This is a genomic window from Phenylobacterium sp. (assembly GCF_004799395.1).
In the GTDB taxonomy this organism is placed as follows: Bacteria; Pseudomonadota; Alphaproteobacteria; order Caulobacterales; family Caulobacteraceae; genus Phenylobacterium.
Genome location: NZ_SSMZ01000261.1, coordinates 1 through 21,845 on the forward strand (window position 1 = coordinate 1; position 21,845 = coordinate 21,845).

21 protein-coding genes are annotated in these 21,845 nt (G+C 68.5%); 10 read left to right on the plus strand and 11 right to left on the minus strand.

Annotation, left to right across the window (positions count from 1 at the left end):
• Window positions 1-767, plus strand: a 767-nt coding sequence (locus E8A12_RS16500; RefSeq protein ID WP_293370782.1) for a tyrosine recombinase, incomplete at its 5' end; no start/stop codon positions are given.
• Here the strand turns inward: E8A12_RS16500 and E8A12_RS16505 are convergent.
• Entirely contained in the window at window positions 764-1,630 is an 867-nt protein-coding gene (locus tag E8A12_RS16505) for a glycine zipper domain-containing protein (protein ID WP_293370784.1), read from the minus strand. The genes E8A12_RS16500 and E8A12_RS16505 overlap by 4 nt on opposite strands.
• A gap of 201 nt (window positions 1,631-1,831) precedes the next feature.
• On the opposite strand from E8A12_RS16505, the gene E8A12_RS16510 reads away from it, so the two are divergent.
• Complete coding sequence (locus E8A12_RS16510) at window positions 1,832-2,794, plus strand: acetyl-CoA carboxylase carboxyltransferase subunit alpha (protein WP_293370786.1); 963 nt, start codon at window positions 1,832-1,834, stop codon at window positions 2,792-2,794.
• Window positions 2,795-2,858: 64 nt separating this feature from the next.
• On the plus strand, window positions 2,859-3,854 hold the full coding sequence (locus E8A12_RS16515) for a nitronate monooxygenase family protein (protein WP_293370788.1): 996 nt from the start codon (window positions 2,859-2,861) through the stop codon (window positions 3,852-3,854).
• Window positions 3,855-3,969: 115 nt separating this feature from the next.
• Here E8A12_RS16515 and E8A12_RS16520 read toward each other — a convergent pair whose 3' ends face one another.
• The 4 genes from E8A12_RS16520 to E8A12_RS16535 all read right to left on the minus strand — a co-directional run bounded on the left by E8A12_RS16520 (window position 3,970) and on the right by E8A12_RS16535 (window position 7,787).
• Entirely contained in the window at window positions 3,970-4,977 is a 1,008-nt protein-coding gene (locus E8A12_RS16520; protein ID WP_293370790.1) for a beta-eliminating lyase-related protein, read from the minus strand.
• Between the two features lie 3 nt (window positions 4,978-4,980).
• Window positions 4,981-5,958, minus strand: a complete 978-nt coding sequence (locus tag E8A12_RS16525) for a threonine/serine dehydratase (protein ID WP_293370792.1) — start codon at window positions 5,956-5,958, stop codon at window positions 4,981-4,983.
• 16 nt (window positions 5,959-5,974) lie between these two features.
• Window positions 5,975-7,123, minus strand: coding sequence for an epoxide hydrolase family protein (locus E8A12_RS16530; RefSeq protein WP_293370794.1), 1,149 nt, complete (start codon window positions 7,121-7,123; stop codon window positions 5,975-5,977).
• A gap of 64 nt (window positions 7,124-7,187) precedes the next feature.
• Window positions 7,188-7,787 carry a TetR/AcrR family transcriptional regulator gene (locus tag E8A12_RS16535; RefSeq protein ID WP_293370796.1) on the minus strand — a complete coding sequence of 200 codons (600 nt, stop codon included), beginning with the start codon at window positions 7,785-7,787 and terminating at the stop codon, window positions 7,188-7,190.
• Window positions 7,788-7,874: 87 nt separating this feature from the next.
• Here E8A12_RS16535 and E8A12_RS16540 point away from each other — a divergent pair, with 87 nt between their 5' ends.
• Window positions 7,875-9,260: a carotenoid oxygenase family protein gene (locus E8A12_RS16540; RefSeq protein WP_293370798.1), complete on the plus strand. Its 1,386-nt coding sequence runs from the start codon at window positions 7,875-7,877 to the stop codon at window positions 9,258-9,260.
• Here the strand turns inward: E8A12_RS16540 and E8A12_RS16545 are convergent.
• Entirely contained in the window at window positions 9,257-9,517 is a 261-nt protein-coding gene (locus E8A12_RS16545; RefSeq protein ID WP_293370800.1) for a hypothetical protein, read from the minus strand. The two genes, E8A12_RS16540 and E8A12_RS16545, sit on opposite strands and share 4 nt — an antisense overlap.
• A gap of 30 nt (window positions 9,518-9,547) precedes the next feature.
• On the opposite strand from E8A12_RS16545, the gene E8A12_RS16550 reads away from it, so the two are divergent.
• Genes E8A12_RS16550 through E8A12_RS16560 form a run of 3 tightly spaced genes read left to right on the plus strand, consistent with a single transcriptional unit; the run spans window position 9,548 to window position 12,921 of the window.
• Complete coding sequence (locus E8A12_RS16550; protein WP_293370802.1) at window positions 9,548-9,919, plus strand: TfoX/Sxy family protein; 372 nt, start codon at window positions 9,548-9,550, stop codon at window positions 9,917-9,919.
• Window positions 9,920-9,964: 45 nt separating this feature from the next.
• Entirely contained in the window at window positions 9,965-11,383 is a 1,419-nt protein-coding gene (locus E8A12_RS16555; RefSeq protein ID WP_293370804.1) for a DUF4139 domain-containing protein, read from the plus strand.
• Complete coding sequence (locus E8A12_RS16560; RefSeq protein WP_293370806.1) at window positions 11,377-12,921, plus strand: hypothetical protein; 1,545 nt, start codon at window positions 11,377-11,379, stop codon at window positions 12,919-12,921. The genes E8A12_RS16555 and E8A12_RS16560 overlap by 7 nt, the downstream gene beginning before the upstream one ends.
• 19 nt (window positions 12,922-12,940) lie before the next feature.
• Here the strand turns inward: E8A12_RS16560 and secA are convergent, their stop codons facing one another.
• From secA to E8A12_RS16580, 4 genes are all read right to left on the minus strand, one after another.
• Window positions 12,941-15,697 (minus strand): preprotein translocase subunit SecA, encoded by a 2,757-nt coding sequence (gene secA, locus E8A12_RS16565; RefSeq protein ID WP_293370808.1) that lies wholly within the window; start codon window positions 15,695-15,697, stop codon window positions 12,941-12,943.
• Window positions 15,698-15,856: 159 nt separating this feature from the next.
• Window positions 15,857-16,078: a twin-arginine translocation signal domain-containing protein gene (locus tag E8A12_RS16570; RefSeq protein ID WP_293370810.1), complete on the minus strand. Its 222-nt coding sequence runs from the start codon at window positions 16,076-16,078 to the stop codon at window positions 15,857-15,859.
• Window positions 16,048-16,416: a hypothetical protein gene (locus E8A12_RS16575; RefSeq protein ID WP_293370812.1), complete on the minus strand. Its 369-nt coding sequence runs from the start codon at window positions 16,414-16,416 to the stop codon at window positions 16,048-16,050. The genes E8A12_RS16570 and E8A12_RS16575 overlap by 31 nt, the downstream gene beginning before the upstream one ends.
• 73 nt (window positions 16,417-16,489) lie before the next feature.
• Entirely contained in the window at window positions 16,490-17,659 is a 1,170-nt protein-coding gene (locus E8A12_RS16580) for an acetyl-CoA C-acyltransferase (RefSeq protein ID WP_293370814.1), read from the minus strand.
• Between the two features lie 159 nt (window positions 17,660-17,818).
• Here E8A12_RS16580 and E8A12_RS16585 point away from each other — a divergent pair, with 159 nt between their 5' ends.
• Entirely contained in the window at window positions 17,819-18,793 is a 975-nt protein-coding gene (locus E8A12_RS16585) for a peptidylprolyl isomerase (protein WP_293370816.1), read from the plus strand.
• Complete coding sequence (gene argJ, locus E8A12_RS16590) at window positions 18,790-20,199, plus strand: bifunctional glutamate N-acetyltransferase/amino-acid acetyltransferase ArgJ (protein WP_293370818.1); 1,410 nt, start codon at window positions 18,790-18,792, stop codon at window positions 20,197-20,199. Before E8A12_RS16585 ends, argJ begins: the two co-directional genes overlap by 4 nt.
• A 3-nt stretch (window positions 20,200-20,202) precedes the next feature.
• On the opposite strand, the gene E8A12_RS16595 is transcribed toward argJ, so the two are convergent.
• Complete coding sequence (locus E8A12_RS16595; RefSeq protein ID WP_293370819.1) at window positions 20,203-20,493, minus strand: hypothetical protein; 291 nt, start codon at window positions 20,491-20,493, stop codon at window positions 20,203-20,205.
• Window positions 20,494-20,816: 323 nt separating this feature from the next.
• Here E8A12_RS16595 and E8A12_RS16600 point away from each other — a divergent pair.
• A partial coding sequence (locus E8A12_RS16600) for a PQQ-binding-like beta-propeller repeat protein (protein WP_293370821.1) occupies window positions 20,817-21,845 on the plus strand: 1,029 nt, incomplete at its 3' end.

Sequence of the window (21,845 nt, forward strand, 5' to 3'; positions counted from 1 at the left end):
CCAGCGCCGAGGACGTCGAGGCCTATTTCGTCGGCTTGAGCGAACGCGGCCTGTCGCCGGCCACAGCGTCGCGGCGGCGTGCGGCGGTGCGGCAGTTCTACCGCTTCGTGCTGGGCGAGACCTGGCGCGCCGACGATCCCTCGCGGCGGGTCGAGGCGCCGAAGAAGGGCCGCTCGCTGCCCAAGGTGCTGAACCGCGCCGAGGTCGATCGTCTGATCGCTGCGGCCGGCGCGAAGGACGGCGCCCAGGGCCTGCGGCTCGCCTGCATGGTGGAGCTGGCCTACGCCTCGGGCCTGCGGATCTCTGAGCTGACCGGCCTGACGCTGGCCGCCCTGGCACGCGACCCGGCCTATTTGATCGTCAAGGGCAAGGGCGGCAAGGAGCGGCTGGCGCCCCTCAACGCCGCCGCACGCACGGCCATCAAGGCCTATCTGGAGGTTCGTCCGGGCTTCCTGCCAAGAAGCGATAAGGCCAATCCCTGGCTCTTCGCCTCACGCGGCAAGGAGGGCCGGCTGACGCCGCGCCGCTTCGCCCAGTTGCTGGACGAAGCCGCCGCCGACGCCGGCATCGATCCGGCCCGAGTCAGCCCGCACGTCCTGCGCCACGCCTTCGCCACCCACCTGCTCGAGGGCGGCGCCGACCTGCGCGTGGTGCAGACCCTGTTGGGCCATGCCGACATTGGCACGACCCAGATCTACACCCACGTCGCCGGCGACCGCCTCGCGCAGGTGGTGGCGACGAAGCACCCGCTGGCGAAGAAGCGCTAGCCGGTGATGCGGTAGCGGCCGTCGCCGTCAGGACAGACCCGGACGTAGCGGACGTCCTGGCCGTAACTGTCGACCACGGCGGGCGCCAGGCGGCAGCGCATGCGGCTGTAGTAGGCATAGTCGTAGCGCCCGCTGCGGAAATCGCGGTCCTCGCGATAGGCGATGGTGTCGCTGTAGCTGTAATAGGGCCCGCGGCTGTCGCAGCGATAGCGATCGTGCGCGGCCCCGACCGAGCCGCCGACGCCGGCGCCCACGACCCCGCCCAGGATTGCGCCGTCGGTGCGGTGGCCGCCGGCGGCGATGTTGGAGCCGAGAGCTGCGCCCGCGAGCGCGCCGATCACAGCGCCGGCGGTGGCCGAGGAGTGGTCGTTGCGGCAGGTCACGACGGGGGCGTAGGCCGCGGCCGGGCGGCCGTAGGCGTCCACGTAGGGCGCGGGCGGCGGACCGTAGACCGCCCAACGCCGCGCGTCCCAATCCGGAGCCGGACCATAGATGCGGATATAGGCCCCGTAGCCGTAGCGGGCGTCGTAGTCGGCGCGGGCGCGTTCCCACGCCGCGCGGCGGTGCTCGTAGTCGGCGCGGGCCTGCTCGTAGCCGGCGCGGCTGGCCTCATAGTTGTCGCGGCGGGCGTCGTAGGCGTCCTTGCGGGCCTCGTAGTTCTGCTGGTCCTGCTGATACTGCTGCTGCTGGTCCTGATACTGCTGCGACGGCTGATAGGATGGCCCCGGCGGGGGCTGATCCTGCGGGTCGCGCGGGTACTGCTGGGCCGGGTATTGCGGGGCGGTCTGGTATTGGGCCATGGCCGGCGCGGCGATGGCCAGCGCCAGGATCGAGGCCATCCCGAACTTCAGAGGGGTTTTCATCGAAGGTCTCCGTTCTCTCCAGGGCGTGGCCGACGTCATCGCCGGGCCGCGCGTCATCGGCCGCAACAACCCGCCGGAGGGGGCCGAGGTTGCATGAACCGGCGTTCACGGAACCGCAGGACGCGGGGCGGCGCTCTTGTGAGGCGGCCCTATCGCGCATAGGTTCCGGCCCCGCTTCGACATGAAGGACCTGGTCTCCGGATGGCAGTGCACTACCTCGAGTTCGAGCGCCCGATCGCCGACCTCGAAGCCAAGATCGAGGAGCTTTCGAAGCTCTCGGAAACGGCTAGCCCGGGCGCATTCGACGCCGAGATCGAAGCCCTGCGCGCCCGCACCCAGGAGATGCGCCGGGAGACCTATTCCAAGCTCGACGCCTGGCAGAAGACCCAGGTCGCCCGGCACCCGGAGCGTCCCCATTTTGTCGACTACGCCGCCGGCCTGATCGACGAGTTCGTGGAGCTGAAGGGCGACCGCACCTATGCCGACGACCAGGCGATCATCGGCGGCCTCGGCCGATTCCGCGGCCGCCCGGTGGTGGTCATGGGCAACGAGAAGGGCCGCGACACCATCACCCGGGTGAAGCACAACTTCGGTCTCGCCCGGCCGGAGGGCTATCGCAAGGCGATCCGGCTGATGGAGCTGGCCGAGCGCTTCAGCCTGCCGATCATCAGCTTCGTGGATACGCCCGGCGCCTATCCGGGCGTGGCGTCGGAGGAACGCGGCGTGGCCGAGGCCATCGCGCGGTCCACCGAAAAGAGCCTGCTGCTGGGCGTGCCCATCGTGGCCGTGATCACCGGCGAGGGCGCCTCTGGCGGCGCCAGCGCCATCGCCAGCGGCTCGCGCGTGCTCATCCTGGAGCACGCCATCTACATGGTGATTTCGCCCGAGGGCGCGAACTCGATCCTCTGGCGCGGCGCGCGCACGCCGGACGAGGCGGCCAAGGCCATGAAGATCACCGCCCAGGACCTGCTCGGCCTGAAAATCGTCGACCGGATCATCCCCGAGCCGCCGGGCGGCGCCCATTCCGACCCCGAGGCGACCCTGAAGGCGGTCGGCGACGCCGTCGAGGAAGAGCTGATGGCCCTGGAGCATCTGAGCCCGGACGAACTGCGCAAACAGCGCGCCGAACGTTTCTACGCCATCGGCCGCGCCGGCCTGCAGTAGGGCTTGCCTGACGCCACGTCCCGGCGTTCAGTGTCATCCAAACAACTGTTTGGAGGGACGTCCGATGGCGCTGAAGACCCGGTTCACCGAGATGTTCGGGATCGAGCATCCCATCGTCCAGGGCGGCATGCAGTGGGTCGGCCGCGCCGAGCTGGTGGCTGCGGTCGCCAACGGCGGGGGCCTGGGTTTCATCACCGCGCTCACTCAGCCGACGCCTGAGAAGCTGACCGAAGAGATCGCGCGCTGCCGCACCCTGACCGACAAGCCGTTCGGCGTGAACCTGACCATCCTGCCGGCCATCAAGCCGCCGCCCTATGCCGAGTACCGCCAGGCGATCATCGAAGCCGGGATCAAGATCGTCGAGACCGCCGGCAACAAGCCCATCGAGCATGTCGAGGAATTCAAGAAGCACGGGATCAAGGTGATCCATAAGTGCACCTCGGTCCGTCATGGCCTGTCGGCCGAGCGGATGGGCGTCGACGCCATCTCCATCGACGGCTTCGAGTGCGCGGGCCACCCCGGCGAGGACGATGTCCCCGGCCTGATCCTGATCCCGGCGGCGGCCGACAAGATCAAGATCCCGATGATCGCCTCGGGCGGCTTCGGCGACGCGCGCGGTCTGGTGGCCGCGCTGGCGCTCGGCGCCGAGGGGATCAACATGGGCACCCGCTTCATGGCGACCGTGGAGTCGCCCATCCACCCGAACATCAAGCAGCAGATCGTCGACAACGACGAGCGCGCCACCGAGCTGATCTTCCGCACCATGCACAACACCAGCCGCGTGGCGAAGAACGTCATCTCGACCCAGGTCGTGGCCATGGAGCGCGAGGGCGCCAAGTTCGAGGACGTGCGCGAACTGGTGGCCGGCGCCCGCGGCCGCAACGTCTACGAGGTCGGCGACAACGACGCCGGCATCTGGTCGGCCGGCCAGATCCAGGGCCTGATCCACGACATCCCCACCTGCGCCGAGCTGATCCACCGCATCGTCCGCGAGGCCGAGGAGATAATCCACGGCCGGCTGGATCGGATGGCCGGGGCGCGGGCTATGGCGGACGCTTGACGGCGAGTTCCTCCCCTTCGGGGGAGGTGGCGCGAAGCGCCGGAGGGGGTTTCCTCACCATTTTGAGCGGACCCCTCAGTCAGCTTCGCTGACGGCTCCCCCGATGGGGAGCAACCTAGCGGACTTGCCTCAACGCCTCGACCAGGTCATCCACCGCCTCGGGCGTTGTCGCCCAGGAGCACATGAAGCGCACCGAGTCGTCGAACACGCGGTTGGCCTTCCAGCCGGCGGCGTCCAGGCGCCGGTGCGTCGCCTCGTCCATCTCCACGAAGACCCCGTTGGCCTCCACCGGATGCGTCAGCTTGAACGGCGTCGCCTGGGCCAGGCGCTGGGCCATGGCGTTGGCGTGGGCCGCGTGGCGCAGCACCGCCCCGTCGCGCAGCATGCCGATGAAGGGCGCGGCGTAGAAGCGGCCCTTGGATGGAAGTTGGCCCGACTGCTTCAGGCGCGCATCCAGGCGGCGGGCGAGCGGCCGGTCGAAGATCACTAGGGCCTCGGTGGGCGGCATTCCCGCCTTGGTCCCGCCGATCACCGCGATGTCGACGCCCAGCGGACGGATCGCCACGACGTCGAAGCCGGCGGCCGCAGCGTTGAAGATCCGCGCCCCGTCCAGGTGGATGCCCGCGCCCTTGGCCTTGGCCGCGCCGATCAGGCCGCTTAAGCCCTGGGTCGCATAGACTGCGCCATATTCCGTGGCGTTGGTCAGCGACAGCGCGCCGGGCGACTGGACGTGGCCGTTCTCGGGCTGAGCCAGGGCCGCATCCAGGGCCGCGCCGTCGATCCGCCCGTCCGCGCCGGGCAGCGGGATCATCCCCAGGCCATGGCCGAAGAAGCGGGGCGCGCCGGTCTCGTCGGTGGCGGCGTGGGCGTGCTCATGGGCCAGCACGGCTTCGAAAGGCTGGCAGAGCGCGGCCAGCGCGATGGCGTTGGCGGCGGTGCCGCTGGCGACGAACCTCACCTCGGCGTCGGCGTCCAGCAGCTGGCGGATCAGGTCGGCGGCCCGGGCCGTGACGGTGTCGCCGCCATAGCCGGCGGTGAAGCCTGAGTTTGCCTCCAGCACCGCCTGCATGGCCTCGGGCGCGGCCGGCGCGGTGTTGTCGGAGGCGAAGTCGTAGCGGGCCAAGGTTCAGCTCGCCGTCGCGGCCATGATTTCACAGAAGGTGGTCATGTCGACGTTGCCGCCGGAGACCACGCAGACGATCGGCCCGTCACCCGCCTTGCCGGTGAGGGCGGCGGCCAGCGGCAGGCAGCCCGCGCCCTCGGCGACGATCCTGGCCTTCTCGGCCATCAGCCGCATGGCCCGCCGCGTCTGGTCGAGGGTGACGACGATCGAGCCGTCCACCAGGGGCGTCATGCGCTGGTACATGCGTGGGAAGACGCTCTGCCCGCCGGCGCCGTCCACAAAGGAGGCTTGCCATTCCGGGAACTTCTGCGGCGATCCGGCGGCCAGCGACCGCGCCAGCGGCGCGGCGGTCTCCGGTTCGGCGGCCCAGACCTTGATGTCGGGCCTGATCGCCTTCACCGCGCTGCCGACGCCGGTGATCAGGCCGCCGCCGCCGACGCCGCAGATCACCGCCACGGCGTCGGGGGCGTCTTCCAGGATCTCAAGCCCCATCGTCCCGTGGCCGGCGATGAAGTCGTCGTCGTCGAAGGGATGGATGAAGGTCCCCTCGACGCCGGGGTAGGCGCGGTCGTCCAGCGCGTTCCAGGCCCCCTCGTAGGACACCAGCACCAGCTTCGCGCCCAGCGCCCGCATGCGGTCGAGCTTGGAGGCGGGCGCCGTTTCGATGGCCACCACCGTGCAGGGGACGCCGGCCTTGCGCGCGGCGTAGGCGACGCCCTGGCCGGCGTTGCCGGCGCTGATCGTCCAGACGCCCTTCTTGCGCTCGTCGTCGCTAAGCAGGGCCACGGCGTTGGCGGCGCCGCGCAGCTTGTAGGCGTTGATCGGCTGCAGGGTCTCAAGCTTCAGGCGGATGTCCGGGAAGCCCGCGCCGAGCTCCAGTTTGACCAGCGGCGTGCGCACGCAGGTCCCGGCGATCCGGCCGCGCGCGGCCTCGATGTCGGGCAGCGTGATGGGGCGAACGGGTGGGACGGCGACGGGCATGGCGCTGTCTCTCACACTAGAGGCTGCGCGCCCAGTCCCTGACCTCGTCCACGAAGAGGTCCGGCTCCTCCATCGCCGCGAAGTGACCGCCGCGCGGCATGTCAGTCCACCGGACGATGTTGTAGGCGCGCTCGGCGAAGGACCTAGGCGGCGCCTGATAGAGCGGTTCGCCGGGGAAGTTGGCGAAGGCGGTGGGCGTTTCCAGGCGCTCGCCCGGCTGGAAAGCCAGGCCACCTTCCTCCACCAGGCCGCGGTAGTACCAGGCGCCCGTCGTGAAGCTGTCGGTCATCACATAGAGCATGATGTTGGTGAGGAGCGCGTCCTTGCCGTAGGCCTCGTCGAGGCTCCTCAGCGACAGGTCCGACCAGTCGTGGAACCGCTCGGCGATCCAGGCGGCCTGGCCCACCGGGTTGCCGGCGCCCATCCAGGCGATCGACTGCGGCTTGGAGACCTGCAGCCGGAAATAGGCGCCCATGATGTCCATCATTCCGGCCTGGCGCTGGGCCCAGGCGATCTCCGCCTCGCCCTGCGGCCCGCCGTGCGGGCGGAAGCCCAGCATGTTCAGGTGTATGGCCCTGGCGTGGGCTGCGTGGTCGCGGCCCAGCCAGGAGGTGACCATGGCGCCCCAGTCGCCGCCCTGGGCCAGATAGCTCTCGTAGCCCAGCACCTCGGTCATCAGGCTGTTGAAGAGGCGCGCTGTGGTGCGCTGGCCGACGGGCCGCGTGGGCTTGGACGAGAAGCCGAAGCCGGGCAGGGAGGGCACGATCAGGTCGAAGGCGTCCGAGGCCGTTCCGCCGAAGCGGCTGGGGAAGGCCAGCTTCTCGATCGCGCCCCAGAACTCGTAGTGCGAGCCCGGCCAGCCGTGGGTCAGGATGAGCGGACGGCAGCCTCCCGCCTCGCCCACCACGTGCAGGAAGTGCAGGTCGAAATCCTCGACCCGGGCGGTGAATTGCGGGAAACGATTGAGCTCGGCCATCGCCGCGCGCCAGTCGTAGGCGTCGGTCCAGTGGTCGCAGAGGCCCCGCAGCCAGGCGCCGTCGCAGCCATAGGCCCAGCCGTCGGGGACCTCAGGCGCCGGCGGCCACGGATAGGACCGCACGCGCTGCAGCACGGCCTCAACCTCAGCCTCGCGCCAGCTGACTTCGAACGGTTTGATCGTCGGCATTTCGAGCTCCCTGGCGGGGAGGGACACTTCAGGCCTGCCGCCGGGGCGGTCAAGTCGGGGCCGGTCAATCCTGCGGGCGTACGCCGCGCGTCAGGGCCGCATCCAGGCTCTGGAACAGCTGGCGCCCGCCGCCCACCGGCAGCATGCCGGCCAGCTCCAGGATCACCGCGCCGTGGATCGCGGCCCAGAACATCAGGCCGATCTGCTGGGCGTCGCCTTCCATCAGCCCTTCCTTCAGGGCGTCCTCCACGTGGGCGGTCATGGTCTTCTGCGCCCGCTGTCCGGCAGCGACCAGCTCGGGGTATTTCTCGGCGTTCGGCTGGTTGAAGTCGAACATCAGCTTATAGGCGTGCGGGTTGGCTAGGGCGAAGTCGACGTAGGCCTTGCCCGTCGCCGAACCGATGGCGCGCGCGCCGGTGGCGGAGGCCCGCGCCGCCTCCAGGGCCTGGGCGAATCGGCTGAAGCCATTGGCGCGCACGGCCGCCAGGATGTCGTCCTTGTCCTCGAAGTAGCGGTAGGGCGTCATCGGTGAGACGCCGAGCTCGGCGGCCAGCTGGCGCATGGTCACCGCATCCGGCCCGCGCTCCGCGAACAGCCGCGCCGCGGCGTCGCAAAGCCGTTCTCGAAAGTCGGCCACATCGGTGTCGGAGAGAACGCGAGGCATGTGTGACTCAGCTTGCACGAAAACGGTTGCAGAACGCTACTTTTTACGGAATAAATTTACATCGTAAGTTTTTGGAAGGGACAGGCCATGGACGGAAACGCTCGCATCAACCCATATCTGTCGGGCAACTTCGCTCCCATCCGCAGCGAAGACGACTTCGATCTGACCGTCGAGGGCGAGATTCCAGCGGATCTGCGAGGGGCCCTGTTCCGCATCGGTCCGAACCCCCAGTTCGAGCCGCGCGACCCCAACCACCACTGGTTCTTCGGCGACGGCATGGTCCATGGCTTCTATGTCGAGGACGGCAGGGTCCGATACCGCAACCGCTACGTCCGGACGCCAAAATGGGAGCTGGAGCACGAACACGGCCGCTCGCTGTTCGGGATGGGCCCGATGAACAGCGATCCCCTGACGCTCGGCAACGAGGGCGGTACGGCCAACACCAACATCGTCTGGCATGCCGGCAAGCTGATGGCGCTGGAGGAAGCCCACCTGCCCTTTGAGATGGACGCGCGCACGCTTGCGTCGAAAGGCTATGTCCGCTCCTACAAAGGGCGTGTGACCGCCCACCCGAAGATCGACCCCAGGACGGGCGAGATGGTCTGGTTCGCCTATGGCGTCGGCGACACGCCGCTGTCGGCCGGCATGAGCTATGGGGTCACCGCTGCGGACGGGACCGTGGTCCGCCGTGACGACTTCCAGGCGCCGTTTGCGTCCATGGTCCATGACTTCATGACCACCGAGAACCACGTTTTATTCCCGATCCTGCCGCTGACCGCGAGCCTGGAACGGGCGATGAAGGGCCTGCCGCCCTTTGCCTGGGAGCCGGGCAAGGGGTCCTACGTCGGCGTGATGCGCCGCGACGGGGACGTCTCCTCGATCCGCTGGTTCAACACCGAGGCCTGCTATGTCTTCCATCCGCTGAACAGCTGGGAAGAGGGCGATAAGATCTACTGCGACGTCATGCGCTACGACGTGGCGCCGCTGTTCCCCAAGGCAGACGGCTCGCCTGGCGACAAGGCCGCCGCGCGCCTGGTGCGCTGGACCTTCGACCTGGCGTCCAATTCAGACGCCATCAAGGAAGAAGCGCTGGACGACATCGACGGGGAGTTTCCGCGCGTCGACCCGCGGGTCGAGACCCGCAAGCACCGCCATGGCTGGTATGGAGCCGATCCGTCAGGCTCCAAGACCGTGCGCCTCAACGCCATCGCTCACCTGGATCTCCAGACGGGCAAGCGGCAGGTCTACGCCCTGGACGGTGGCGACGCGACGTCGGAGCCGGTGTTCACGCCCCGCTCGGCCGACGCGGCGGAAGGCGACGGCTGGCTGACGGCGGTGGTCTACCGGGCCGGCGAGGACCGCAGCGACCTGCTGGTGTTCGAGGCCCTGGACGTCGCCCGTGGTCCTATAGCCGTGGCCAATATGCCCCGAAGGGTGCCCTTCGGCTTCCACGGCAACTGGGTGAACTTCTAGCTCTCGCAGGGGCAGTCTTCGTCGTCGGCGCACTCGATCTCGTCCACCAGACGGGTCGCCTGCCAGAGCTCGACGGTCGGGACGCCGTCTTCGCACAGCTCCTCCGCCTGATCGACGGCGGCGGCGTCATCGGGCGCGTCGAGCCACTGGCCGTTCAGGATGCGACGGCGGTCGTCGAGGCGATATGCGCGGTAGGCGGCCATTTGAACCCCCATGCTTGTCGCGCAGAAAACGAGCGCGGCCGTGATCAGTTGCACGGGCGGCCTCGGGGCGTAGAACCGCTCGGCATGAGCGACTTCCGCGCCTTCGTCGAAGAGCTGTTCGCCGGCTTTGGGCCGGTGCGGCTCCGGCGCATGTTCGGCGTCACCGGCCTGTTCGCCAATGACGTGATCTTCGGCCTGATCGACGAGGACACCATCTACCTGAAGGCCGATGAGGCTCTGAAGACGGAGCTCGTGGCCGAAGGCTCAGTCGCCTGGGTGTACCGTTTCGCGGCCGAGCCCGTTGCGATCGGCTCCTACTGGCGTCTGCCGGAGGCCGCGCTGGACGATCCGGACGCGGCGGCGGCCTGGGCGCGCAAGGCGCTGGCCGTCGCCGAGGCGAAAGCCGCCGGAAAAAAGCCCAAACCGCGTAACCCCGAGGTCGCTCGACGCTCGTAGAGGAGCGTGAGGGGGTCGATGGCCGACCCAGCGGAGGAACGTGCCTTGCGTAAGTCTGTCCTTGGGTTCGCTGGGTTCGCGGCGCTGGGTTTGGGCATGGCCGCCGCGGCGGCCCCAGCCACAGAGCCCAGCAAACTGTCGCTCACCATCTACAACTCCGATCTCGCCCTGGTGCAGGACATCCGCGACCTGCCCATCGGCCAAGGTCGCCAGCGGCTGGAGTTCAAGGACGTTTCCGGCCGCATCCGCCCCGAGACCGTCTCCCTGGCCGCCGCCGACACGACCATCGTCGAGCAGAACTTCGACTACGACTTGCTGACGCCGGCGAAGCTCATGGAGAAGGCGATCGGCAAGCAGGTGCAGATCGTCCGCATCATCCCTGGCACCGGCGCCCAGACGACCGAGACCGCGACTGTGCTGTCGGTCAACGAGGGCGTGGTGCTGAAGATCGGCGACCGCATCGAGGTGCTGCGCCAGGACGACATCCCGACCCGGGTGATCTTCGACGGCATCCCGCAGAACCTGCGCGCCAAGCCGACCCTGTCGGTGACGGTGGATTCCGGCCACGCCGGCCCGCGTGCGGCGACGCTCAGCTACCTGACCAACGGCCTGTCGTGGAAGGCCGACTATGTGGCGCTGTTCGACGAGAAGCCCGGCAAGCTCGACCTGCAGGGCTGGGTCACTCTGACCAATACCTCCGGCGTCGACTATCCAGACGCCGCGGTCCAGCTGGTGGCCGGCGACGTCAACCTTGTCCACAGCGAGCAGGAGTACTGGCAACGGCGCCAGGTCGCCCGCAACACCGCGATCCGCCGGGCCGGTGTCGGGGCGGCCACGAATGGCGGCGAGACGGGCCCGACTTCCCTGGCCGACTACTACCTCTACCCGCTCCCCGGCCACACCACGGTGGCCCAGAACCAGACCAAGCAGGTGAGCTTCCTCGACGCCAAGGGCGCCGCCGCGCACAAGGTCTACGAGTACAGGGCCTATGGGTTCGAAAGCCTGCAGGAGCCGGCCAACGCCGACGTGGCCGTGGCGTTTTCCAACGCCGCCCGCACCGGCCTGGGCGCCCAACTGCCGGCCGGGATCGTGCGGGTCTATGTGCGCGACGTACAGGGCGAGCCGAAGTTCGTCGGCGAAAACCGCATCGACCACACGCCGCAGGGCTCGGACGTCTCGGTGAAGATCGGCGAGGCCTTTGACGTCACTGTCCAGCCCACGGTGGTGGAGCACCAGAGCGCCGGCAAGACCCGCTCGCGATACCGGATGTCCTACCTCGTGCGAAACGCGAAGTCGCAGCCGGTGACGGTCACCATCCGCCAGGGCGGCCTGTGGCGCGACGGCAAGGTGCTCGACGAAAGCCTGGAGAGCCGCCGCCTGGACGCCTACAATCTGGCCTGGGACGTGTCCGTGCCAGCCAATGGCGAGACCACGCTGACCTTCACGGTGGACACCGGATGGTGAGCCCGTTCTGGCGGGCGCTGGCCCTCTGGACCGCCGCCGCCATCCCCGCCTCAGCCACCGCCCAGACGGTCTCCGACGCCCCCTCGGCGGCGAGCGTCACCATCTACCGCGACGCCAACCTCACGAGCGACGACCTTGGAGACCTGGGCCGCACCGCCGGCCTGGCGCTGATCACCGAGACTCGCACGCTCGACGTTCCCGCCGGCCGCAGCCGCATCGCCTTCAAGGGCGTCGCCGACACCCTGGCGCCGCAGACGGTGGCCGTCGACGGCTTGCCGGGCGAGGTGCGCGAGCGCAACGAGGACTTCGATCTCCTGAGCCCCGGCTCGCTGGTCGAGCGCTCGGTCGGCCAAGCCGTCAGCGTCGTCCAGACCGACCGGCGCAGCGGCAAGGTCACTGAACGGACGGCCGTGATCCGCTCGGGCCCGGAGGGCGTTGTGCTGGATGTTGGCGGGCGGATCGAAGCCCTGGGCTGTGGTGGCCCGCCCGCGCGCCTGGTGTTCGACCGCGAGCCTGAGGGTCTGGGCGACAAGCCGACCTTCTCGGTCCTCGCCGATCTGCCGAAGGCCGGCCGCTACACGGTCAAGCTGAGCTACCTGGCGACGGGTTTCAGCTGGTCGGCGGACTATGTCGCGCGGATCGCCCCCGACGGCCGCACGTTGGACCTGTTCGGGTGGCTCACCCTCTCCAACAAGAGCTCCGTCGGTTTCGCCCAGGCGCCGACCCAGGTGGTGGCGGGACAGCTGCAGCGCGACAACGACACCGTTCCGCCCGTCGCCGACGCCAAGGCGATCACGGCGCCCTGTTGGGGCCAGGTGGTCCAGGCGCCCCACGTCATGCGCGCCGCCGCGTTCGCACCGGCGCCGATGGAGGACCGTGCGAACGGCGAGGTCCAGGAGCTGGTCGTCACCGCCGCTAAGCGGGCGGTGCTGTCGGAGCTGGGTGACTACAAGCTCTACACCTTGCCCGAGCCCACCACCGTGGCGGCGCGCCAGACCAAGCAGGTGGCCTTCCTCGAACAGACCCACGTCACCTTCGAGCGGGTCTACAGCTATACGCGCCAGAGCTATGGCAAGGATGATCCCGAGGCGCGCGCGCGTTCGCCCGAGGTGCTGATCCGCCTGCAGAACAGGCCGGAAGCCGGTCTCGGCAAGCCGCTGCCCTCGGGCCGTATTTCGGTGATCGAGGGGTCCGCCGGCGGCCCGGTCCTGGCCGGGGAGAATACGATCAACGACACCGCGGTCGGCCTGCCGGTGGAGTTCCGCCTCGGCTCGGCCATGGATGTGCGGGTGTCCCCGAACGTGGAGGCCTCCACGGGCCGGAATGGCGCTGGGACAGACACGGTCACGGTCGCCCTCGAGAACGACAAGCCGGGCCCAGTCATCGTGGAGTATCGCGAGCCGCGCGACGGCGCGGACTTCAGGCTTGTGCGGGCCTCGCTCAGGCCCGTCGAGAAGGCGGGTTTCGAGGTCTGGCGCGTGCCGCTGCGCCCCGGCGAGCGGGTGAGCCTCAGCTACACGATCAGCTACGCCCGCTGAGCCGCCCAGATCGGGCGCGTCAGACCAGCGCCCCGTGGCAGTGCTTGAACTTCTTGCCCGAGCCGCAGGGGCAGGGGGCGTTGCGGCCGGTGCTTTCCCAGTTTTCCGGAAGCGCTGTGACCGGCAGGGCCTGGCGCTGTTCGGCGTTCAGTCCGTCGGGGAGGGCGCCCATCATCGCGGCGTTCTCGCCGGTCAGGGGATCGAGGTGGACCTCCTGGAAGCGGCCCGGCGGCGGTGAAGGCGGCGCCTCGAACTGGAACTCCACCGTCATCAGCCAGCGGGTGACGTTCTGGCGAAGGTCGGTCAGCAGGGTCTCGAACAGGCTGAAGGCCTCAGTCTTGTACTCGTTCAGCGGGTCGCGCTGGCCATAGCCGCGCAGGCCGATGACGTTCCTCAGGTGGTCGAGGTGCATCAGGTGCTCGCGCCACTGCAGATCGATCATCTGCAGGACGAAGCTCTTTTCGACCGTGCGCATGTGGTCGCCCACCTGGACGTCGCGCTCGGCGGCTCGGGCGTCGGCGGCCTTGACGATCCGCTGCTCGATCTCCTCGTTGGCGATGCCGTCCTCGGCCGCCCAGGCCTTCAGCGGCAGCTCCAGGCCGAGGTAGCCGCGCACGTGCTCGTCGAGGCCGTCGATGTCCCACTGTTCGGCGTAGGCCTTGGGCGGCAGGAAGCGGGAGACGAAGTCCTCGATGGTGTCGTTGCGCATCTCGGCGACCACGTCGGAGATGTCGGTCGAAGCCATGAACTCGGCGCGCTGCTCGAACACCGCCTTGCGCTGGTCGTTCACCACGTCGTCGTATTTCAGGAGGTTCTTGCGGATCTCGTAGTTGCGCTGCTCGACGCGTTTCTGGGCGGTGGCGATGGCGCTGTTCAGCCACTTGTGGGTGATCGCCTCGCCTTCCTGGACGCCGAAGGTGCGCATGATCGAATCCAGACGCTCGCCGGCGAAGATGCGTAAGAGGTCGTCCTCGCAGGAGAGGAAGAACTTCGAGTGGCCCGGGTCGCCCTGGCGGCCGGTGCGGCCGCGCAGCTGGTTGTCGATGCGCCGGCTCTCGTGGCGCTCGGTGCCGAGCACGAAGAGGCCGCCGGCGGCCAGCGCCTCGGTCTTCTTGCCGGCGATCTCGCCCTCGATCCGCGCCTTGTGCTCCAGCGCCATCTCGGGCGTCACCTCGACGCCCAGGGTCCGCTGCTCTTCGCGCCAGTCGGCCAGCTTCATGTCGACGTTGCCGCCCAGCTGGATGTCGGTGCCGCGGCCGGCCATGTTGGTGGCGATGGTCACTGCACCCGGCACGCCGGCGTCGGCGACGATGGCGGCTTCCTGCTCGTGATAGCGCGCGTTCAGCACATTGTGCGGGATGCCGCTCTGCTTCTTGCCGTCGATCTCGAACTTGTGGGCCTTCAGCATCTCGGAGAGCTGCTCGGACTTTTCGATGGAGACCGTGCCCACCAGGATCGGCTGGCCGCGGCGGTAGCAGTCCTCGATCAGGTTGATGATCGCCACATGCTTCTCGGCGGAGGTGCGATAGACCTCGTCGTCGTCGTCGATGCGGATCACCGGACGGTTGGTCGGGATCTCGGCCACGTCCATCTTGTAGATGTCGAGGAATTCCTGGGCCTCGGTGGAGGCCGTGCCGGTCATGCCCGACAGCTTCGAATAGAGCCGGAAGTAGTTCTGGATGGTGACGGAGGCCAGCGTCTGGTTCTCCGGCTGGATCACCGCGCCTTCCTTGGCCTCGATCGCCTGGTGCAGGCCTTCCGAGAGGCGGCGGCCATGCATCATGCGGCCGGTGAACTCGTCGATCAGGATCACCTCGCCGGCCCGGACGATGTAGTCCTTGTCCAGCTGGTAAAGGACGTTGGCGCGGAGCGCCTGGTTCACGTGGTGCACCGACGAGACGTTGGCGGCGTCGTAGAGGCCGGCGGAATCCGGGGCCAGATGGCCGCCCGTCATCAGCATCTCTTCGATCGTCTCCGAGCCTTCCTCGGTGAGGATCACCTGCCGCTGCTTCTCGTCGAAATCGTAGGTGGTGGGGTCCTTGATCAACTCTTTCACGAGCAGGTCGATGGTCTTGTAGAATTCAGATCGGTCCTCGGTGGGGCCGGAGATGATCAGCGGCGTGCGCGCCTCGTCGATCAGGATGGAGTCGACCTCGTCGACGATCGCGAAGTTGTGGCCGCGCTGGACCATCTCGCCGGCCTCATAGACCAGGTTGTCGCGCAGGTAGTCGAAGCCGAATTCGTTGTTGGTGCCGTAGGTGATGTCGGCGTTGTAGGCCGCCTGGCGCTGACCCTGGCTGAGGCCGTGGACGATGACGCCCACCTCCATGCCGAGGAAGCGGTAGACCTGGCCCATCCACTCGGCGTCACGTTGCGCCAGGTAGTCGTTGACGGTGATGACATGGACGCCCTTGGCGGCCAGCGCGTTCAGATAGACCGGCGCGGTGCCGACCAGTGTCTTGCCTTCGCCGGTCCGCATCTCGGCGATGCCGCCCTGGTGCAGCACCATGCCGCCCACCAGCTGCACGTCGTAGTGGCGCTGGCCCAGCGTGCGGCGCGCGGCCTCGCGGACCACGGCGAAGGCTTCTTCCATCAAGTCGTCGAGGGTCGCGCCCTTGGCCAGGCGCTCGCGGAATTCGGCGGTCTTGGCGCGCAGGTCGGCGTCGGACAGCGCGTGGATCTGCGGCTCGAGCGCGTTGATCTTCGCCACGCGCGCCGTCATGGCCTTGACCTTGCGGTCGTTGGAGGAGCCGAAGAACCGTTGGAAGATGCTCAAGGGGAAGGTCCGGTTGATGCGGTGGGCGCGGCTGTTGCCCGTCGCCTGCCGGGGAATTTCGCTCTTTCGAGGGCGCGGGAGACTTAAGCAGCGACCCCCCTTGTGTCAACGCGACGCGACGTCCCGCGGCGCGCATTCTCCCCTTGGGCGAACCGCCGATCAGGCCAGGTTGGCGAACAGCATAGAGATGTAAACCAACATCACCGCCAGCACCGCCGCGGCCGCCAACAGCTGCACGAGGTCGCGGCGGCTCGTCGGGGCGGCCGCGCCGCACAGGAACAAGGCCGCATGGAAGCCGAGGTTCGTGGGCGCCGGCAGGGTTCCGGCCAGGACGACGTCCTTGGACACGCTCACCGCCAGCACGGCCAGGAAGAGCGACAAGAACCAGACCCGGCGCCGTTGGAAAACAGCTTAAGGTCCTTCTCCGGCGAAAGCGGTCCCGGCAGCGCCAGCGAGGACAAGAGGAACATCAGCGCAGGCCGGGCCAGCACGGTGGCAAACTGCAGGAACGTCCAGGAGGTCATGTCTCGCAGGGCGAACATCGCCCACCAGGTCTGCACATAGACCAGCAGCAGGAACGCCGCCCACAGCGCCGTCGGCGCATGGGGCTTGATCTCGCCGCGCAGCTCCAGCCAGCGGCCGATCGCGGTCAGCAGTTGCGTCCGACCCAGGCCGAGCACAATCGACAACAGGACAGAGAGGTACTCGAAGGCGTGCATTTCCACTCCCGCGATCCGCCAATGAAAAGGCCCTCCGCAGGGGAGGGCCGATCCATTGTTTCAGGGCTTGGCCCTACATGACCTCGAAGAGGCCCGCCGCGCCCATGCCGCCGCCGATGCACATCGACACCACGACGTTTTTGGCGCCGCGGCGCTTGCCCTCCTGCAGGACGTGGCCCGCCAGGCGCGCGCCGGTCATGCCGAAGGGGTGGCCGATGGCGATGGAGCCGCCGTTGACGTTGTACTTCTCCGGGTCGATCCCCAGCTTGTCGCGGCTGTAGAGGCACTGGCTGGCGAAGGCCTCGTTCAGCTCCCACAGGTCGATGTCATCGACCTTCAGGCCGTGACGTTCCAAGAGGCGCGGGATCGCGAAGACCGGGCCGATTCCCATCTCGTCGGGCTCGCAGCCGGCGACCGCCCAGCCCTTGAAGACGCCCATGGGGCTGAGGCCCCGGCGCTCAGCTTCCTTGCGTTCCATGATCACCACCGCGGCCGAGCCGTCGGAGAGCTGCGAGGCGTTGCCGGCGGTGATGTACTTGCCGGGACCGCGCACCGGCTCAAGCTTGGCCAGGCCCTCGGCGGAGGTGTCGGGACGGTTGCACTCGTCCTTGTCGACCACGTAGTCGACGATGGTCTCTTCCTTCGTCTCCTTGTTGACCATCTTCATCTTGGTCTTCATGGGCACGATCTCGTCGGCGAACTTGTTGGCCTGCTGAGCGGCGGCCATGCGCCGCTGGCTCTCCAGCGAATACTCGTCCTGGTATTCGCGGCTGAGCTTGTAGCGCTCGGCGACGATGTCGGCGGTGTCGATCATCGGCATGAAGATCGCCGGATACATCTCGGTCAGCTTGGGATCGAAGTTGTCCTTGCCGGTGCCCATGTTGGGCATGGAGATGGTCTCCACCCCGCCGGCCACCACCACGTCGGCGCCGTCGTTGCGGATGTAGTTGGCGGCCATGCCGATGGTCTGCAGGCCCGACGAGCAGAAGCGGTTCACCGTCACGCCGGAGGTGGTGATCGGCAGGCCGGCCAGGAGGCCCGCCTGGCGCGCCATGTTGCCGCCGCCATGAGCCACATTGCCCATGAACACGTCCTCGACCGCTTCGGCCTCGATGCCGGCCTTGGCGACCGCGTGCTTCACCGAATGAGCGGCGATCGAAACGGTGGGGGTGATGTTGAATCCGCCGCGGGCGGACTTGGCGAGGCCCGTGCGGGCGTAGGAGACAATGACGGCTTCGCGCATTTTAAATGTTCCTCCGAAATATTGCCGCGGCGCCTCGTGCTGAGGGGGCGCATTCGGGCGCAACCTTTGCATCCTGGGACGTAAATGGCTAGGGACGGGCGGCGCGCCGGAGAGGTTTCGGCAGGTCGCAAACTCCCGTTTTTCGCGAGGGTGAACCGCATGGCCCCCAACCGGTCGTCCCGCTCCGTGCTCCTGGTCGGTCTCATGCTGGCCGTGGCGCTGAGCCTGGCCGGCTGCGGCAAGGGCGGCAAGACCGAGCACGCGCCGGAACGTGGCGACGCCGCGGTGGCCAAGGTCGACGGCCAGACCGTCTGGTCCTCCGACGTCAAGCGCGAGGCCGTGGCTCAGGGGCTGATCGGCGAGGGCGAGCCGCTGGACGCCTCCTCCGATCTGTTCCGCCGCGTGCTGGATGAAGTGGTCGACCAGCGCCTGCTGGCCGGCGAGGCGGTGCGCCGCAAGCTGGACAAGGACCCGGTGGGCCAGCGCCGCATGGCCGCCGCGCGCGACCGGGTGCTGGGCGACATGCTGGTGGAAAGCGTGGTCTCCGACGCGGTCAACGACAACGCCGTACGCGGCCTCTACCAGGAGCAGCTGAAGCTCGCCAAGCGCTCCGAGGAGATTCACGCCCGCCAGATCATCCTGCCCAACGCCGCCGACGCCGAGGCCGTCCGCAAGCTCCTGGCCGCGGGCGCCTCGTTCGAGCAGCTGGCCACGGAGAAGTCCACCGACGCAGCGACCCGGTTCAATGGCGGCGACCTCGGCTATTTCACCATCGACGTCATGCCCGAGGCCTATGGCGCGGCGCTCAAGACCGCCAAGCCGGGCCAGATCGTGGGACCGTTCCCGGTCGAAAGCGGCTTCGCCCTGGTCAAGGTCGAGGATCGGCGGGAGGAACAGCCGATCACCCTCGACGCCGCTCGGCCCCAGATCGTGCGGTTCCTGACGTACGATCAGATCCGCGACCTCTTGGAGAAGCTGCGAGGCCGCGCCAAGGTTGAGGTGATGGTCAAGACCGACGCCCCCAACCAGGCGATCCCGCCCGCCGATGCGCCGAAGACCGGCGGCGTATCGCCGGCCATTCTTCCGCCAACCGCGGCGCCGCCTGCGCCGCCGGCCAAGGGGGCCAAGAAATGAGCAAGAAGCCGACCCCCGTTTCGAAAGCCGCCAAGGCCCTGGAAGCCGCTTCGCGTCCGGTGGGGGCCGTTGGCCATTCCATCGAGCGCGCCTTCAAGTCAGCGGCCAAACAGGCGCAACAGTTCTCGTCGCCAGCCCCCAAGGCCGCGCAGGCCAAGCCCGCCAAGGCCGCCCTGCCGGTCTCGCCTCTGGCGGTGAAGTTCCCGAAGATGCCGCCCATCGCCGGCGTCCAGATGGCGACGGCCCGGGCCGGCTTCTACAAGCATGAGCGCGACGACCTCCTGGTCATGACCTTCCCGGACGGCGCCAGCTGCGCCGGGGTCTTCACCCGCCACGGCGTCGGCTCCGCGCCCGTGGACTGGTGCAAACGGCATCTGGAGATGACCAAGGGCGAGGGCGTCCGCGCGCTGGTGGTCAACGCCGGCTGCGCCAACTCCTTCACTGGCCGCCCAGGGGCCGACGCCGTGCGCCGGGTCTGCTCGGCCGCCGGCAAGCGCTTCGACTGCCGCCAGCGCGACGTGATGGTCGCCTCCACCGGGGTGATCGGGGTGCTGCTGGACGACTCCAAGATCGTCCACAAGCTGCCGGACATCGAGCACAAGCTGGCCGAGGACGGCTGGGCGAACGCCGCGCGCGCGATCATGACCACTGACACCTTCCCGAAGGGCGCCCATGCGGTGGCCGAGATCGACGGGGTGAAGGTCAAGATCAGCGGCATAGCCAAGGGCTCCGGCATGATCGCGCCGGACATGGCTACCATGCTGGCCTTCGTGGTCACCGATGCGGCGATCTCGCCCGCGGCCCTGCAGAACCTTTGCAGCCTCTACACCCGCTCGACCTTCAATGCGGTGACGGTGGACGGCGACCGCTCGACCAACGACACCTTGCTCCTGTTCGCCACCGGCCAGTCCGGCGCCCCGAGGATCAGCCGCGCAGGCGATCGCCGCCTGGCCGATTTCCGAGACAAGCTGGAGGCGGTCCTGATGGACCTGGCCCAGCAGCTGGTCCGCGACGGCGAGGGGGCAACCAAGTTCATCAAGGTCACCGTGACCGGCGCCGAGAGCCACGCCTCGGCCCGCAAGATCGCCCGGACCATCTGCGAGAGCCCGCTGGTCAAGACCGCCTTCGCTGGAGAGGACGCCAACTGGGGCCGCATCGTCATGGCTGTGGGCCGCGCCGACGAGCCGGTGGACCGCGATAGCATCAGCGTGAAGTTCGGGCCGCTGGTCGCCGCCCAGGATGGCCTGGTCTCGGCCACCTACGACGAGGCCAAGATGAGCGCCTACATGAAGAAGAAGGAGCTCGAGGTCAGTGTCGACGTCGGCATGGGCCGCGGCTCGGCCAGCATCTGGACCTGCGACCTCACCAAGCGCTACGTCGAGATCAACGGCGACTACCGCAGCTGAGGCTCAGCGCAGCACCGAGTCCGGTATGATCGACCCGCAGACCGGGCCGAGCACCGAGCGGAAGGCCGGCAGGCTCTGGGCGGCGACATTGTGCTCGGCGCCCGGACCCTCGGTAAGCGTCAACAGTGGCTGGGCGCGCAACGTCGCGCGGTCGTCTTCGTCGACGAAGCTCGGCAGGAACGGCAGCTGCCGCTTCGGCAGCAGCGGCGTGGCGCCCAGGAGCACATGGCCAGGGACCCGCACGTCCTGCGCCAGATAGCGGTAGTCGGGTTCCACGGTCTCGCCCGGCCGCATCCCGAGCACCTTCCGCAGGAAATCCGCTGCAGCGGCGCCGGGTGGTCCTGGACCATGCCGCGGAACGGCCAGACGTGCAGGGTTCGCATAAAGGGCTCCACGAGCAACAGGGCCCTCACCTGAGGCGCCTGGACCGCCATCGCCACCAGCGCGCCGACCGAAAGGCCAATGACCACGCAGGGCCGGTCGCCAACACGCGAGATCGTCGCTTCGGAGATGGCGCGGCCAGCCGAGGCGGGAGCCGGTTCGACGCAGCAACCTTGACCTGACCGACGCCGGTCCGGATAGCTGGCGCAACAAAGATAAACGGGGGAGGCGGGCATATGATCGGGCTTCGGACTGCGGCCGCGCTGGCGGCGGCAACCCTCGCACTGGGCGCCGGCCTTGCGCTCGCCCAGGAGGCGCCGCCGGCAAAACTGCTGCTGACCGACCGCACTCATGGGCGCGAGCTCTACGAGACCCGCTGCGCCTCCTGCCACGACGCCGGCGGCGATCGGACGCCGCGCAAGGACAGCCTGGTCGCGATGGGACCGGACACGATTGTCAATGCGCTGAGCCGCGGCGTCATGCGCGCCAACGCCGCCGGAATGAGCGACGACGACATCGAAGCTGTCGCGATCTACCTCACCGGCAAGGCGCCGCTGCCCAAGGTGGCGGAGGGGCCCGAGCCCAACCTCTGCGCCCACGCCGACCCGATCAAGCTGGGCCCCGGCGGCTGGAACGGCTGGAGCCCAGATAGCGCCAACACCCGCTTCCAGGCCCAGCCCCTCCTAAGGGCCGCTGACGTGCCGCGCCTCAAGGTCAAATGGACCTTCGCCTACGTGGGATCGAAGAACACCCAGGTCACGGCCGTGGGAGACCGGCTCTTCCTCGGCAGCAACGCCGGCCAGGTCTATTCTTTGAACGCAAGGACCGGTTGCGCCTACTGGCGCTACGACGCCAAGGGCGGCGTGCGCACCGCCCCGGTGGTGGCGAAACTCGCCGCCTCGCCTAGCGGCTATGCCGTCTTCCTGGGCGACGACCGGGCCACCGAGGTCGCGCTCGACGCCATGACCGGCAAGCTGCTTTGGTCGACCAAGCTGGAAAACCATTCGCGCTCGATGTTGACCGGCGCCTCGACCTTCCACGACGGCGTCGTCTATGTGCCGGTGTCGTCGAGCGAGGAGATCGCGACCAACGAGGCCGACTATGTTTGCTGCAGCTTCCGCGGCAGCGTCGTGGCCTTGAAGGCGGACACCGGCAAGGTCGTCTGGAAAACCTACTCCGTCGCCGATCCGCCGAAGCCCTATCGGGTCTCGCAGGGCAAGCAGCTCACCGGCCCGGCGGGCCGACCAGACCGCTCCGCCCGCCGG